This is a genomic window from Photobacterium sp. S4TG1, from assembly GCF_036040035.1.
GTDB lineage: Bacteria > Pseudomonadota > Gammaproteobacteria > Enterobacterales > Vibrionaceae > Photobacterium.
Genome location: NZ_JAYXUH010000003.1, coordinates 268971 through 285438, shown reverse-complemented (window position 1 = coordinate 285438; position 16468 = coordinate 268971). Strand labels below are relative to the sequence as shown.

Here is a 16468-nt window from a genome sequence, read left to right as displayed (position 1 = left end):
CAACAGTAAGAACATTACCTGAAACCGTAAATGTTGTTGCTTCACCGTTACTGGTGATTGTATTTAAACTCGGTTGGTCGGCATTGAAATCAATGTGGTGAATAGTATCAGAGCCAACATCAAGAGGCACATCGCCATGGATGACTTGCCCTTGCTGAGTCGTTTCATCAATGGTAGTACCGCTATCGGTACCAAACTCGGGGTTAGCGCCATCCTTGATAGTGATATCAACATTAATAGGTTTATCAAGTAGATTTCCGTTTGAATCTGCGCCCTGAATTGATACATCTACAGTAATTATATCGCCATCATGCGTGACCAATCCATCATCATTACTTCCGATATGATCAATCGGCTGATTAATAGTTGTAGTAACCTTTACATTAACATTACGCCCATTTTCAGACACTGCACTCAAAGAAATTGACATGATAGTTTCGCCATTAAGCGAGCCAACAATTGAATTTGTTTGGATATCATAAACAAAACTAACAGCTTCACCACCAGCCGTAATTTCATTATTAAGTTCAGATATCAAAGAATTAACAGATAAAGGGTCAAAAATAAAAGAATCTGTCTCAAGAGGAAGTGTTGCCGCGTCGATAACAATAGATACTGAAGATTGGACTGGATACCCCTGTTCACCTGCTTGTGGAGATAAATCACCCTCCACAACAGTCATAGTGCCGGATTCACCGCCATCCGCTGCTAAAATAACATTTGGATCGATAACTTGAGCATTACGCAAAGGATCATAGGCTGTATCAAAACCAGCTTTAGCTAATACGGAATCATTATCATAATTGATTGTAATAAAACTAGCGGTTGCTGATGACCCATTTAATCCGACATTACCAGCAGCACTCTCATTACCTGCCGCTGGGGCTTCAAATAATTCGGTTGGATCTTGCCCTGCTAAGATAGCATTTTGTAATGCTGTAATATCATCAACAGAAAATGTTTTACCTTCTTTTGCCTCTCCATTAAAAGAGAGACTATTATCTAATTCTACAGTTTCAACACCCGCAGGCGTTAATACGGTACAAGTAGGACAAGGAAGATTAACCACTTGTTCTATGCCATCTTTCATAAAAATAAATTTGGCATCACGATTGGTAACGATAACTTCATCTTCTTGAAGAGTATGAAAATCAACAATTGCTATAGGTTGTTGATTTGGTTTAAGAACAAAACCGTCTCCATCAACAAGCTTAAACTCTTCAACTATATTATTATCATTTGTAGTCATGAAAATGCCCAACCCTTAGAATTTCTGATGATATAACAATCGAACTGTATAATGTGAAGTCACCAGCTATATGTCTAAATAATGATAAATCAATCATACAGCTGTTGCGTACTAAAGAATAAAACAACTTTACGTCAATATCACAACAGCTTATCATTAGCATTAACTACAAACAAATAACACACCAACCAAAAACAATGCTATATATTCTACTTAGATAACTTATATTTTACACATCAAGGTTGAGCGTGTTGTAAACAAGCTTGTTTTCATTTGCAACAATTATAGCTACATGTTTGTTTATGAGCACAACCAAGCTAATTTTCAAACTTCTTGTCAGCAATTATTTCTAGGTACATAGGTTTTTATAATGAGTAAAAAAAACATCTCGATATCAACCAATGATCTCGATTTTGTTGATGATAAATCTGCCGCATTACTACTAAATACACCCAAAAATGCCAGAATAATTTTATGGGTAATGGTGTTATTTCTCTTTATAGCCATTATTTGGGCTTCTTTTGCAAAGTTAGATAAAGTAACCACAGGGTCTGGTAAGGTTATTCCATCATCACAACTGCAAGTTGTACAAAACCTTGAAGGCGGAATTGTTAAACAGATTTTAGTCAAAGAAGGTCAAGCGGTAAAAAAAGGTCAAACATTATTACTTATTGATGACACTCAATTTAAATCTGATTTTGAAGAAAAAACACAGAGTCTAGCAGCAACACACGCAGATTCGTTACGCCTTAACGCCCTACTTACTAGTGTGACTATTAATAAAAACACTAAAAATACCCAATGGCGAAAAAGTGTTGATGTTACGAGATTACCACCCGTTTTCAGTGCTGAATTTAAAACAAAACATCCTCAGTTAGTACAGCGACAACTTAATCAATTTTCAGGTAAATTAAATAACCTCGAGAACCAGCTATCTGTTGCGTCACAACAAGCCTCTCAAAAAGAGCGAGAACTAACAGAAACACGCTCTCGAGTATCAAATCTGCGTGCTAGTTATAATATTGCCTTAAAAGAATATAACATCACCAAACCATTAGCTGATGAAGGTGTGGTTCCTCGTATTGAATTATTAAAGTTACAACGCTCTCTTAACGATACCAAACGTGATTTAAACTCAGCTAAATTACAAATCCCCGTTACACAAGCAGCCATTCAAGAGGCTGGATTTAAGTATATAGATATTGCTTTGCAGTTCCGTTCAGAAATTCAGGCTAAACTAAATGAAACTAGTGATAAATTATCAAGCATGACGGAAACACAGGTGGGACTAAAGGATCGCGTGAAACGTACTACTGTCGTTTCTCCTGTCACAGGCACAATTCAAAAAATATATGTCAATACTGTTGGTGGCGTTATTCAACCAGGTATGCCATTAGTAGAAATTGTACCTACTGAAGACACCCTTTTGATTGAAGCAAAAATAGCACCACAAGACATAGGCTTTTTAAGACCAGGACTGCCAACAATAATAAAATTCAGTGCTTATGATTTTACGAATTATGGGGGTCTAAAAGGTACATTAGAAACAATCAGTGCGGATACTATTCAAGATAAAGAAGGTAATAGTTTTTATCAGGTAAAAATTCGTACTGATGCTAGTAGCCTTAAAGGTCCCAATGGCGAAGCATTACCTATCATTCCGGGAATGACAGCATCAGCAGATATCATTACGGGTAAGCGGTCAGTACTTGATTATCTATTGAAACCTGTCCTTAGAGCGAGTCAAACGGCGTTAAGAGAATAATTATATGAAAAAAACATACCTTTATAGAAATATTGCTTTATTAATCAGCGCTCAATGCTTAGCGATGCCTGTAATGGCACAATCATTAGAACAAGCTATTGCCGAAACACTTTCAACCAACCCTGATATAAAAAGTGCTTACAATGAATTTCAAAGTAAACACCAACTAATTAACGCTGCTAAGGGGGATTATTTACCCTCAGTAGATCTAGAAGCAGGTATTGGGCGTGATGATTACAAAGCTAAAAGTCCATCAGGGGAATACACACCTCAAAGTGCACAAATAAATATTCGTCAGTTAATCTGGGATGGATCTATTACGTATAATGATATTCAACGTAATAAAGCAGAGACAGAAGCTCAACGTTATCAACTATTGTCTGATGCACAAGATAAAGCACTTAAAGCAACGGAAGCTTACTTAAATGTTCTTCATGCTCAAGATGTGTTAACTCTGTCGCAGTCAAATTTAAAAGTGCATCAAAAAATGTACGTTGATATCAAAAAACGTGCAGATGCGGGTATTGGTTCTACAGCCGATTTAGCACAAGTTGACGGCCGTTTAGCAAGCTCTAATACCAACTTATTAGCGGCAGAAAGTAATCTTCAAGATAAGATCACAGCTTTTGTGCGTATTGTTGGTACCTACCCTGCCGACCTTGTAAAACCTGAGGTTGATAGTAATTACTTACCGACATCTTTAGATGATGCTCTTGTAAAAGCACAAAAAAGTAATCCTGTGGTATACATTGCATCAAATGATATTAATGCAGCTGAATATCAATATAAACAAGCACAAGGTACTTTCTATCCTTCTTTTAGCATTGAAGCCTCACAAGAGTGGGGACAAGATCTTAATGGTTCAGCAGGTGATACCGATGAGCTAAAAGCAATGCTAAAAATGCGGTATAACCTTTTTAATGGTGGTAGTGACGCTGCTAAATCACGTCGCGCGGCTTATCAAATCAATAAATCTAAAGACATTCGAGATCGTGCTCATCGTATGTTAGAGGAAGGAACACGCCTTTCGTGGAGTGCATTAACACTATCAAAGAAACAAAAAATATTCCTTCAGGAACATGTTGATGCATCAGCCCGTACCGTTATTGCTTATGAAAAACAATTTAAAATTGGTCAACGTTCTTTATTAGATGTGCTTAACACTGAAAACGAACTATTTGAAGCACGTAAAGCCTATTTAAGCGCCGAGTATGATGGCATATTAGCAAAATATCGCGTGTTAAATGCAACAGGACTCATTCTTAGTGAAATGCGAGTTGAAATACCTCAGTCTTGGGTACAGTCTGCTAAATAAAGGAACAAAACATGAAATACACAATTATAGGGTTACTCGCACTATCATTATTTGGCTGCTCACTTTCAGTGCCCCCCCCCCCTGTAGCTAAGCAAACAAAAAATCTATTTGATAACGACAGTGACGGCGTTATTAATCAACGTGATCATTGTGCGAAAACACCACTAGACGCAATCGTCGATAATGATGGTTGTCCAACTTACATTGATAGTTCAGAAGAAAATAAAATTCACATCTTATTTGCTAATGACTCTGCAGAACTTCCTGAAAATTATATGCAAAACATTAAGCAGATGAGCCAATTTTTAATGAAATATCCCAAAACGCATATTGAACTTAAAGGTTATGCAAGCCCTGTAGGAAATGCGACTTATAATATCGCTTTATCAAAACGTCGTGCTAGTGTTATTCGTCAGGCATTAATTAATGATGGTATTCCACCATCACGAATTAAAACTATGGGGTTTGGCGACAGTGATCCCGTAGCAGCTTATAACATAGAAGAAAGTAATACTCTCAGTCGCCGTGTTATCGCGCAAGTTATTGGCTATCAGCAAAATATTGTGAAAGAATGGACAGTCTATACCATTCGTGAAAACTAAACAGATAACAGCTATTGGAAAAAATAATATTATGGCTAGCTTGCTTGTTATTAGCGCTTAATGTATCGGCTGCTAATAACAGCTGCCAAATAGAAAAAATAAAACAATTTTATGGTGAACGAGCAGGAAAACGTGCTATCGCTTGGTATGATCTTATCCAAAAATCACAGCATTTAACTGACCATCAAAAGCTTAAGGCCGTTAATAATTTCTTTAATCAATTTATTTTTATTAGTGATCAAAAACTATGGGGAAAAGAAGATTATTGGGCAACACCTTACGAATTTATTGGTGCAGGAGCTGGTGATTGTGAGGATTTTAGTATTGCTAAATATAAGACATTACTGAAGCTTGGTATTGATGATAATAAACTCAGATTAGTATATGTAAAAGCACTTGAACTTAACCAATTCCACATGGTTGTAACTTATTATCCAACACCATCAGCAATACCATTAGTCTTAGATAATCTTAAAGGAGAGATTCTATCTGCTTCTCAACGTAAAGATTTATTACCAATATACAGTTTTAATGGTAGTAAGTTATGGCTAATGAAACAAAAAGGACAAGGACAAATAGCTGGTAATGCTTCACGTTTAAGTCTTTGGAATGATTTACGTAATCGTTCACAACATATAAAACTAAATCGACCACGATATACTTTTTAATAGGTAAATTATAATGACCCTTTACCGACAACTTCTACTGTGGATGCTAGTCGTATTATTTTTACTAACCAGTGCTGTATTTGCAATTCAATTTAATACCACTAAAAATTATTTAATTGAACAACAATCAACAGAACTTAATAATGTTGTTAGTTCAGTCGGCTTTGCTTTATCTCCTTATATCAAGGCTAAAGATTTTATTGCTGCGGAATCCGTTATCAATGCAACTTTTGACTCAGGCTATTACAGCCAAGTAAAACTAACGTTATTAGACTCTAACAAAGAAATTATTCGTCAGTACCCACAAAAGATAGATAATATTCCAGATTGGTTTCAGTCAATAATCCATATTGAAGCAATAACTCAAACAACTACCTTAACCAGTGGTTGGTTACAACTCGCTAATTTAACCGTGACAAGTAGTCCGATTCCAGCCTACATTCAATTATGGAACGCAACCATCCAGCTATTGATTGGGTTTATTGCATGTCTTTTATTTAGCTCTATTGTTCTATCATTAGTCATCAATAAGGTCTTAAAGCCTTTAAAATATCTTCAAAAAAGCGCTCAAGAAATGGCGCTTAACCATTTTACAGATCCACTACCAGAACCTCATACTCGTGAATTAATTGATCTTGTTACCGCTTTTAATTCAATGAATGTCCAACTTCAACAGCACTTTGAACAGCAAGCGCAAGAAGCAGACACATTACGCATCCGCGCTTATCAAGATCCTGTTTCAGGTCTAGCCAACCGCAGCTACTTAATCACTAAACTTCAATCATGGTTACTTGGTAATCCAAGTGGTGGGATTATTTTATTAAAATCCGACACTATAGAAAATAGTTATCAACAATCAGGTTATGAAGCAGGTGATCAGTTAGTACTCAAACTTGCAGAACGCTTAAAAGAATTATCAGCAGATGACGTCACTATCGCCCGTTTAAACCAATCTGAATTTATACTTATCGCTCCAAATGCTTCTGAAGATGACCTTATGGAAACCGGACGTAGTATGCTTTATATGACATCAGAACTGAACTCAGATCCTCTAGGTATTGCGCCTCTACAAGCAGCCGTTGGTATTGTCGTATGCTCAGCAACACTTACGATCACCGCTTTACTTGCTCATGCAGACAACGCTCTAAATAAAGCACGCCAACAAGTAAAAGAACCGATCGCTCTACTAGATAGTAATAAGAACAAAACAATACCAGCAATGGGTAAACAACAATGGAAAACATTAGTTGATGAAGCAATTGCAAATAACCTACTTCATTTCACCTTTCAAAAAGCTATCGATAACAATAATAATGTCATCCATAAAGAGATGTTTACTTACATTAAAAAAGGCCAACACCGCTTTAATGCTGGACAGTTTTTATCTGCTATTGAAAAACTCAATGAAGGTGCCAAATTTGATTGCTATGTTATTGACACTATTTTTAACCAATTAACTAAACAAGCAAAGTCGGTTCCTATCGCGGTAAACATTACGCAAAGTAGTATTAATGATACGGGCTTTATTCGTTGGCTTAACAGTAAACTTCAATCTAATTCTCAAATGAAAAAATATGTTTTATTTGAATTGCCTGAAATTTGCTTTATCAAAAATATCGATAACACCAGCTTACTTTGTGAAATCATTCGTCAAAACGGTTTTCAATTTGGTATCGATAATTATGGTCATAATTTTAGCTCTCTGGGCTACCTTAATAAATTACGACCTAACTATGTAAAACTAGATTTTGCTTATACATCACAATTAGATGATCAAGTAAAAACCGATGTTTTAGAGTCAATAACACGTAGTGCCAATAACTTAGCAATATTAACGGTTGCTTCTCGTGTTGAAACAATTGAACAAAAAGAAAAATTAACACAACTAAAGGTTCAAGGTTTCCAAGGTTATGTCACAGCTCAGTTAGTACATGGGAAATAAAATGAAAGATCCATTACTTCAATCACTTGTTTATATTAGCCGTTTCTACGGGCAAGCAAATTCACCTGACGCATTAATTGCAGATCTCCCTCTCACCGACGGTTTACTGACTCCGTTTTTATTACCGCGTGCAGCAGAAAAAGCAGGGCTACAAGCAAAGCAAACACAATTGGAGCTGACCCAATTATCACCATTACTCTTTCCTATCATTGCCCTATTAAAAGGTGGAGATGCTTGCGTCATCCTTAGCATTGATCAAGAAAAAGGCGAAGCTGAAGTTGTACTACCACAAAATGACGGCTCAGAACAATGGCTTAATATTGATGAATTAAATGCACAATACAGTGGCCATTTATTCTTAATAAAAAAACGTTTTCGTTACGATGAACGCTCACCCGAGATTCTAAAAACACGTCAAGGCCATTGGTTTTGGAGCACCTTGTGGGAGTCTCGCAGTATTTATCGCGATGTTTTTATAGCATCAATTTTAATCAATATGTTTGCCATTGCCGCGCCGTTATTTACTCGTTTAGTGTATGATAAAATTGTTCCAAATCTTGCCTTTGATTCTCTGTGGGTACTTGCAGTCGGTATTACCATTATTTTTATTTTTGATTTTATTCTAAAAATATTAAGAAGTTATTTTATTGATTTAGCAGGTAAAAAATCAGACCTTTTAATTTCAGCTAAAATATATAGCAAAGTAATGGGCATCAGAATGGAAGCAAAACCACCTTCTGTAGGTGCTTTTGCTCGTCATTTACAAGAATTTGAATCAATTCGTGAATTTTTCACCTCGGCAACGGTTTCATCATTAATCGACCTACCGTTTGCACTACTGTTCTTACTTATAATCTATGTTATGGCTGGACCATTAGCGTTAGTACCACTTATTGCAGTATTAATTCTGGTCATCTATAGCTACCTTATTCAACGTCCACTTCGCCACACCATTGAAGAAGGATCTCGTTTAGCATCTCAAAAACACGCTAATTTAATTGAAAGTTTATCTGGTTTAGAAACTATAAAAATGTTTGGCGCACAGAGCCAATTTCAATACCGTTGGGAAGAAGCCGTTACTCACATTTCAAACTGGGGGCTAAAATCTCGCCGCCTAACAGATTCTGTCCAAAATACGGCAGGGTTCTTACAACAATTTGTTTCAGTTGCAATGATTGTTGTTGGCGTCTATTTAATTGCTAATGGTGATTTAACCATGGGCGGACTAATAGCTTCAACCATGTTAAGTGGTCGTGCTGTTGGTCCAATGGTACAGCTTGCATTACTATCTACCCGCTATAATCAAGCTAAATCAGCAATGACTATTATTGAACAATTAATGGCAATGCCCCTCGAGCAAGAAGAAGGTAAACGTTATATTCACCGCCCAATTATTCGTGGAAAAATAGAATTTGATAATGTCACATTTAGCTATCCAAATGCGACCCAAGCAGCATTAAAAAATATTAGTTTCACGATTACCCCTGGTGAAAAAGTAGCCATTATAGGTAGAATTGGTTCAGGAAAAACCAGTCTAGAGCGTATATTAATGGGATTATATCAACCACAACAAGGCTCTGTTCGTGTTGATGATACTGATATAAACCAATTACATCATATTGATATACGACGTAATATTGGTTGTGTTCCACAAGATATAACCCTATTTTTTGGTTCAATTCGCGATAATATTGTCCTTGGACGCCCGTTAGCAACAGATAAAGAGATTCTATTTGCGGCAGAGCGTGCAGGAGTCACTGCATTCACTCAACACGATGCTGCAGGTTTAGAAAAACAGGTTGGCGAAGGTGGTCACGCACTTTCAGGCGGTCAACGTCAAGCTATTGCGATTGCACGTGCATTTCTTAGTCAACCTCCTGTACTGATTATGGATGAACCAACAAGCAGTATGGATAACCGCTCAGAAATGTATATTAAGCAGCAGCTACGTCAAATGAAGCAAGATGAGACGTTGATTCTTATCACTCATAAAACAGGTATGCTTGATGTGGTTGATCGATTAATCGTAATGGAGCATGGCCATATTGTGGCTGATGGACCTAAAGAACAAGTATTGCAAACATTACGTAATGGTAATATCAATCAATCATCAACCAATAAAGAGTGATGATAGTCATACGTATAATTATTTAATTAATAATAGTTGTAATGTATAGCCAGTTTGTCCAACATAACAAACTAGTTATTTAAACTATTTAGGATTCTCGTGGAAAAAGTTGCTATTTTTGTCGATGTCCAAAACATCTATTACACCGTCAAAGAAAAGTACCACTGTAATTTCGATTACAATGCTTTTTGGGCAGAAGTATCACAAGGCCGTGAAATTATTGCAGCTTATGCTTATGCCATCCATAAAGGTGATGAAAAACAGCGCCAATTTCAAAATATCCTACGAGGAATTGGTTTTGACGTTAAATTGAAACCCTTTATTCAACGCAGTGATGGCTCAGCAAAAGGTGACTGGGATGTTGGAATCACTATCGATGTATTAGAACATGCAGCTGATGCTGATCGTATTATTTTATTATCAGGTGATGGTGATTTCGATTTATTGGTTGATAAAGTACAAACTAAATATAATACCACTGTAGAAATATATGGTGTTCCTGGTTTAACCGCGACCTCATTAATTAATACTGCACAATATTATCGAGAAATTGAAAACACCTTATTACTCGGACGTTAATATATAAAAAAGGCCAACAATTATGTTGGCCTTTCTTTCATTCTTTAATCAAATTTTATTTTATATGCTGCGCATGAACAAGATCTGGATGACTATATATATCCATGAGTTCGCCAGTTGCTTGACGTACCATTTTTACAGGAACAATAATGAAATAGATAGATGCTAAAATCACCATTGTTGGATCCGCATAAACAGCTAAATGTGCATATTGAGTCATCATTAGAATTTTTGCGACTACAAAGCCCATTAATACCGCAGCACTGATCACGGTATCCATGACCCACTGTTTCGCTTCTGCATCTGCTAATGCTGACGCAATATTTTTACTTTTGATTTTGATATAACGATATGTGCCATAACAACCCACAACACTGATCATACCAAAAGCTAAAGCTACACCCGCATTAATATCACGCCCACCAGCCAAAATAGCTTCTACAGCTGAATAAAAAGACCACATACACATTAAAGCAATTACTGAGCCTTTAATTGCAATAACAGCAGGTGCTATCATTGCGACTTGCGAACTATCTTTATTTATTTCAGGTTTATGAAGATAATGCGCAGCACCCAGAGACAACATGGTTAACGCCAAGCTTACTAAAGAATATGCACCATCAAAAATAATCACTAAAGAACCAACTAGTGACCCAAGTACAATCCCTAAAATAGCAAAAGTAAACGATGACACGGTAGACAACAGGAGTAAACCGCGCTCTTGTTGCATTGAACTAGACATACATACCTCAATCGACAAATTTTTCGTCGTTTTTTGTTTAATTGTGAAACTAATAAGATAATACAACCACTTCTATTAATACTATAATCACTGAGCGTCAATTTTATCGTCGCTGATAAGCATTATTATACTTATCTATATCTCAACTTTTAATGCATTGGTGCCATCAATGAAAATAGCTCAAATCGAAATGTTTTTATCAACGATAAAGACAGGCTCAATTGCCGAAGCTGCTCGTCGTCATGGAAAAAGTCGAACCACAGTCAGTGCAGCTTTAAGCTCATTAGAAGATAGCTTAGGCGTTGAATTGTTAAATCGCAGTGGTAATCGAATTACACCTACCGTTATTGGCGAAGCAACTGTCAATGACTTTGAACGTATCATCTTAATCGCCAGAGATATTCATACACGTTGTGAGCAATACAATGTAGGTGTAGAAGCCAGCATTCGAATTGCACGTGATGATTCATTACCAGAATCATTATGGCGTCAATTATTACGTCAGATTCGAACTCAATTTCCACAAACAAGCGTTTCAATTTATAGTGCTCCAACCCAAGAATTAGAAGAAATGGTCGCGCAAAATCTTGTTGATGTCGCTTATGGTTTATTACCTAATACACATCTTTTTTCACGCTTACAACAAACAGACCTTGGCCAAATACGCATGATGTCTGTGGCTCATAAGGACCACCCTCTTAGCCAGCTTCGAAAAGTAAATGATGCAGATCTAGAACGCTACACTGAAATTGCAGTCGCTTATTTTGATGAAGAAAGTTTACGTATCGTGACACCTAAGGCTGGGAAATATATCGCTTTATCTTTTTATGAGCATCTGCGCGATGCCGTGCTCGATCAAACGGGTTGGTCATCTTTACCCGCAATACTCATTAAACAACATTTACGCGAAGGTACACTTAAGGTGATTAAATATAATCGCGCGATGAATTGGCAATCATATGGCGAAGTTGTTGAAAATGAGTCACGACGTGGAACAGTTGTAAAATGGTTATCAGAACAATTAGAAACCTATTTATTCGATGAAAGCGACTAATTTTGAATATTCACATTTATAGCAGCAAAATTAATCACATAAATACAGTCTAAGTATTGATTTATAAAGTACTCACATTTTAGGTGTAATATCTAAAATAATGGTAAACATACCTGACAAACGGCGGTTTATTGCTAAACTTATTCCCATCTATAAATAAATATTCAACGAACACTCAGTACCTATGAGAATAAATTATTCTTTAATAAAATAATTTATAGTTAAATTTTCAACCACGGTCTAGATTGCACAGCGTTTTTAATTCAATATGTGCGCCGCAAATGAAGTCGTCTAATACCTGTATCATTAATGATACCGATAACGATTAAAGACGACCTAACATATTTGTAATAACGTAACAATAGCAGTGACGGGTTTGGTGTAAGCGTGCAGCCGTTACAAGAGTAAAGAAGAAAGTTATATCATTCGTTGTTTATCTTTTCTAACGTACCCTTAATCGTAATTTAAAAGGAAATAAGCTTTATGATGAGAAAATTAGTTGCTGAATTCATTGGCACCGGCTGGCTAGTACTCGGTGGCTGTGGTAGTGCTGTATTAGCTGCAGCATACCCAGATTTAGGTATTGGATTTCTAGGTGTTGCGCTAGCATTTGGTTTAACCGTTGTAACAATGGCATACGCGATTGGTCATATCTCTGGTTGTCATTTAAATCCAGCAGTTACAGTTGGTCTATGGGCTGGCGGTCGTTTCCCTACTGGTGAGGTTGTTCCTTACATCGCATCACAAGTACTTGGCGGCATCGCTGGCGCTGGTGTACTTTATATTATTGCAAGCGGTCAAGCAGGTTTTGATCTTGCCAATGGTTTTGCTTCTAACGGTTACGGTGCCCATTCTCCTGGCCATTACTCTTTGCTATCAGCATTTGTTACTGAAGTAGTAATGACATTCATGTTCCTATTCGTAATCTTAGGTGCTACACATAAGCTTGCTTCACCACAAATGGCTGGCCTTGCAATTGGTCTTGCACTAACGCTGATTCACTTAATCAGTATTCCAGTAACCAATACTTCAGTTAACCCTGCTCGTAGTACTGGTCCTGCATTATTTGTTGGTGATTGGGCAACATCACAGCTATGGATGTTCTGGGTAGCTCCTCTTATTGGTGCTGCAATTGCGGGTGTTGTATACCGTTGGTTATGTCCTGATAACGAATACCGTTCAGTAAGCTAAGTTATTAAGACAAATATTGAATATAAAAAAGCGAGCTAATCATTAGCTCGCTTTTTTTATTGCTTATAATTTATACGGTGCTAATCAGCTTCAAATTTAGAGATCAACCAACTGTAACAATACTTGTACTGGATGTTTAAATTGAATATGTTCTAATCGCTTAACTTGGCTGCGGCATGAATATCCTGTTGCCATACAGTGAGTGACATCATACTGGTCAATCTTCTCTTTCCAGCTTAAATTGAACACGCTCTTTGACGCTTCTAATTTATCGCTTTCATGACCAAAAGTACCAGCCATTCCACAGCACCCCACCGGCACCGATTCCATGACAGCACCAAAATGTGTGAAAATAGCCCCCCACTGCTTTTCCGCATTAGGCAGTTTCGTTTTTTCCGTACAATGGGCAAACAGATACCACGGTTTTTCATTTAATACTGGCCTTTGAGGTACTTGCTGTAATAATGGCAATAGCCATTCATGGACGGTTAAAACTGTAAATTTACCTCGACCTTGTTGTAGCACTTCAGTATATTCATCGCGATAACACAACACTAAAGCAGGGTCGACCCCCACCATTGGAATATCCAAGACTGCTAATTGATTTAAAAAATCGGCCGTTGATGTCGCTGTTTTCGCAAACGCTTTTAAGAACCCTTTTACATGTTGCGCTTTTCCATTGGGTTTAAATGGCAGTAAAATCGGCTTTTTACCTAATTTTTCAATTAAATGAATAAAATCACGCACAACTTGCGCATCATAAAAGCTAGTGAAAGGATCTTGAACAACCAGAACGTAATTTTTTCGCTCATGATCTGATAAAGCTTGTAGCCATAACATGTCAAAACATAACACATGATGACCACTTAAACTTTCAGCTAAAGTTGGCACTGACAATAAAGGCATATCAACGTAGCCAATTGTCTTTAAGGTTAACTTTTTCGACCATTGTGGTCTGATTGCACTGTTTACGATGACAGGGGCTTTCGCCATTAGTGGTAAAATATTTTCAACATACGCCACTAAATAATCTTTTACCGGACGTTGATAACGGCTGTAATAGATATTCATAAATCGTGAGCGAAAGCTCGGCACATCAACTTTAATCGGACATTGACTAGCACACGCTTTACACGCTAAACAACCATTCATCGCTTCCATGACTTCATGGGAAAAGTCATAGTGGTGGCGATCTGAACCATAGGTATTTTTCAAGCGTTCTATAATTTGTTTTATTGTTGGAGATGTTGTTAACAACTGTTGTTCTAACTCGTCGGCATTAATTCCCTGCTCAGCTAATTGCCTTAGCCATTCACGAACTAAGCCCGCACGTCCTTTCGGCGAATGGCGACGATCAGCAGAAATCTTCATTGAAGGACACATTGGTGAACTAGTGTCATAGTTAAAACACAAACCATTACCGTTACATTCCATGGCTTGCTTAAAGCTATCTCGTGTAGTGACCGCTATTTGACGATCATAAAAACCCCGTTTCACACTATCAACTTTCACTAATTCACTGTTATTACCCAGCGGAGTACAAATTTTTCCTGGATTCATACGATTATGAGGATCAAACGCCGCCTTAATTCGACGTAACTCGGTAAATAGTTCTTCACCAAAAAAAGCAGCACCATATTCAGAACGGAATCCTTTACCGTGTTCACCCCACATTAGACCACCATATTTAGCGACCAATGTAACCACCTGATCTGATACTTCTTTCATTAACAATTCTTGTTGAGGATCGCACATATCTAATGCTGGACGTACATGTAAGACCCCAGCATCAACATGACCAAACATGCCGTAATTAAGCCCTTTCCCATCCAATAACTGTCTAAACTCAGCAATAAAATCGGCTAAGTTTTCAGGCGGTACACAAGTATCCTCAGCAAATGCTATCGGCTTTTTAGTGCCTTTTGCAGCACCTAATAGACCCACGGCTTTTTTTCTCATGGTATACATTTTTTGAATACTGGCTAAATCATCACACACTTGATAACCAATAATACCCGCTTGTTGCTTGGCAATTAATTGATCAAGCTGTTGGCATAATGCCGCAACGTGTTGCTGATTTTCTGTAATATCATTACTAGCATATTCCACCATATTAATACCTAACATGGTTTTCCCTACGACATCAGTTAATAAGTTTTCAACTGTATTCCAAACGATATCTTGTTTCGCTAAATTCAAAACTTTGGAATCAATGGTTTCAACTGATAATGCAAGAGCATCTACCATCATAGGGGCATTACGTAATGCCGAATCAAAACTATCATATTTAATATTCACCAAAGTACGGGACTGTGGAATCGGCGTAATATTTAACTTTGCTTCCGCTATAAAAGCTAAAGAGCCTTCAGCTCCACATAATAAACGTGCAATATCAAATTGTTTAATTTTTTCATCGTATACATTTTTTAAATCATAACCGGTAAGAAATCGATTTAGTTGTGGAAATTTATCGACTATTTGTTGACGTTTATTCCGACAAATTTGAGACGTTATTTTAATGGCGTTATTAGCCATTTCAGCATCATCTAGAGCCTGTATTTGTTCGCTATTAAATGGTTCAGTACTGAGAACAGAGCCATCAACAAGTACTGCGGTCAATGCCAAAACATGATCAGAGGTTTTACCGTATTTCAACGAGCCCTGCCCAGACGCATCGGTATTAATCATTCCCCCAATTGTGGCACGATTACTGGTTGAAAGATCGGGAGAGAAGAAATAGCCATGTGGCCGTAAAGCATCATTGAGTTGATCTTTAATTACACCACTTTGAACACGTACCCAACCTTCAGCAATATTAAGCTCTAATATTTGATTTAAATAGCGAGAAAGATCAACCACAATTCCTAATGTTAATGATTGCCCATTTGTACCCGTACCGCCACCGCGAGGAGAAAATGTCACACTCTGATAGTCATCATGACAACCAACTTTCCCAATAAGAATAAGATCATCAATATTACGAGGTAATACCACAGCTTGAGGTAACTGTTGATAGACACTATTATCAGTTGCAACCGCTAACCGGCTAGCATAACTTTGTTCAATATCACCTTGAAAACCAGCATCGAATAATGCGGTTAAATATGATAGTACGCTATTATCAATACTACTTTGATAGGTTAATGCAGGTAACATATTTTTTACTCTCCCTTTTCCAGTGATTACGCATTCATGCGTTGCCATATCCAATAGCACTGGATTTACTATTCATT

Annotated in this window: 12 protein-coding genes; 9 read left to right on the top strand and 3 right to left on the bottom strand. The window is 37.2% G+C overall.

The genetic code is table 11. The features are described 5' to 3' along the window. Positions 1-1249 (bottom strand): retention module-containing protein (locus VXS03_RS06880; RefSeq protein ID WP_327762791.1); only part of this gene is annotated, 1249 nt, incomplete at its 3' end. Between the two features lie 370 nt (positions 1250-1619). On the opposite strand from VXS03_RS06880, the gene VXS03_RS06875 reads away from it, so the two are divergent. The 7 genes from VXS03_RS06875 to VXS03_RS06845 all read left to right on the top strand — a co-directional run bounded on the left by VXS03_RS06875 (position 1620) and on the right by VXS03_RS06845 (position 10248). Continuing rightward, complete coding sequence (locus tag VXS03_RS06875; protein WP_327762790.1) at positions 1620-3014, top strand: HlyD family type I secretion periplasmic adaptor subunit; 1395 nt, start codon at positions 1620-1622, stop codon at positions 3012-3014. Between the two features lie 4 nt (positions 3015-3018). Further along, complete coding sequence (locus VXS03_RS06870; protein WP_327762789.1) at positions 3019-4329, top strand: TolC family outer membrane protein; 1311 nt, start codon at positions 3019-3021, stop codon at positions 4327-4329. A gap of 11 nt (positions 4330-4340) precedes the next feature. After that, positions 4341-4931 (top strand): OmpA family protein, encoded by a 591-nt coding sequence (locus VXS03_RS06865; RefSeq protein WP_327762788.1) that lies wholly within the window; start codon positions 4341-4343, stop codon positions 4929-4931. Positions 4932-4945: 14 nt separating this feature from the next. Then, positions 4946-5599 carry a transglutaminase-like cysteine peptidase gene (locus VXS03_RS06860; protein ID WP_442957428.1) on the top strand — a complete coding sequence of 218 codons (654 nt, stop codon included), beginning with the start codon at positions 4946-4948 and terminating at the stop codon, positions 5597-5599. A 13-nt stretch (positions 5600-5612) separates the two neighbouring features. Further along, a complete protein-coding gene (locus tag VXS03_RS06855) occupies positions 5613-7541 on the top strand; it encodes an EAL domain-containing protein (RefSeq protein ID WP_327762787.1) in 1929 nt (642 codons plus the stop codon). A gap of 1 nt (position 7542) precedes the next feature. Then, positions 7543-9669 carry a type I secretion system permease/ATPase gene (locus tag VXS03_RS06850; protein WP_327762786.1) on the top strand — a complete coding sequence of 709 codons (2127 nt, stop codon included), beginning with the start codon at positions 7543-7545 and terminating at the stop codon, positions 9667-9669. A 99-nt stretch (positions 9670-9768) separates the two neighbouring features. Beyond that, positions 9769-10248 (top strand): LabA-like NYN domain-containing protein, encoded by a 480-nt coding sequence (locus VXS03_RS06845; RefSeq protein ID WP_327762785.1) that lies wholly within the window; start codon positions 9769-9771, stop codon positions 10246-10248. A 55-nt stretch (positions 10249-10303) separates the two neighbouring features. On the opposite strand, the gene VXS03_RS06840 is transcribed toward VXS03_RS06845, so the two are convergent. Next, positions 10304-10990, bottom strand: a complete 687-nt coding sequence (locus tag VXS03_RS06840; RefSeq protein ID WP_327762784.1) for a cation transporter — start codon at positions 10988-10990, stop codon at positions 10304-10306. A 169-nt stretch (positions 10991-11159) separates the two neighbouring features. On the opposite strand from VXS03_RS06840, the gene VXS03_RS06835 reads away from it, so the two are divergent. Beyond that, positions 11160-12044, top strand: coding sequence for a LysR family transcriptional regulator (locus tag VXS03_RS06835; RefSeq protein ID WP_327762783.1), 885 nt, complete (start codon positions 11160-11162; stop codon positions 12042-12044). Between the two features lie 486 nt (positions 12045-12530). Further along, positions 12531-13235: an aquaporin Z gene (gene aqpZ / locus VXS03_RS06830; RefSeq protein WP_327762809.1), complete on the top strand. Its 705-nt coding sequence runs from the start codon at positions 12531-12533 to the stop codon at positions 13233-13235. Positions 13236-13331: 96 nt separating this feature from the next. On the opposite strand, the gene ydiJ is transcribed toward aqpZ, so the two are convergent. Beyond that, positions 13332-16391, bottom strand: a complete 3060-nt coding sequence (gene ydiJ / locus VXS03_RS06825) for a D-2-hydroxyglutarate dehydrogenase YdiJ (protein WP_327762782.1) — start codon at positions 16389-16391, stop codon at positions 13332-13334. Between the last annotated feature and the right edge of the window lie 77 nt (positions 16392-16468).

Excerpts from the sequence above, each read along its gene's own strand:
- VXS03_RS06875 (WP_327762790.1), top strand. The coding sequence starts at position 1,620 with ATGAGTAAAAAAAACATCTCGATATCAACCAATGATCTCGATTTTGTT.
- VXS03_RS06870 (WP_327762789.1), top strand. The coding sequence starts at position 3,019 with ATGAAAAAAACATACCTTTATAGAAATATTGCTTTATTAATCAGCGCT.
- VXS03_RS06865 (WP_327762788.1), top strand. The coding sequence starts at position 4,341 with ATGAAATACACAATTATAGGGTTACTCGCACTATCATTATTTGGCTGC.
- VXS03_RS06855 (WP_327762787.1), top strand. The coding sequence starts at position 5,613 with ATGACCCTTTACCGACAACTTCTACTGTGGATGCTAGTCGTATTATTT.
- VXS03_RS06850 (WP_327762786.1), top strand. The coding sequence starts at position 7,543 with ATGAAAGATCCATTACTTCAATCACTTGTTTATATTAGCCGTTTCTAC.
- VXS03_RS06840 (WP_327762784.1), bottom strand. The coding sequence starts at position 10,990 with ATGTCTAGTTCAATGCAACAAGAGCGCGGTTTACTCCTGTTGTCTACC.
- VXS03_RS06835 (WP_327762783.1), top strand. The coding sequence starts at position 11,160 with ATGAAAATAGCTCAAATCGAAATGTTTTTATCAACGATAAAGACAGGC.
- aqpZ (WP_327762809.1), top strand. The coding sequence starts at position 12,531 with ATGAGAAAATTAGTTGCTGAATTCATTGGCACCGGCTGGCTAGTACTC.
- ydiJ (WP_327762782.1), bottom strand. The coding sequence starts at position 16,391 with ATGTTACCTGCATTAACCTATCAAAGTAGTATTGATAATAGCGTACTA.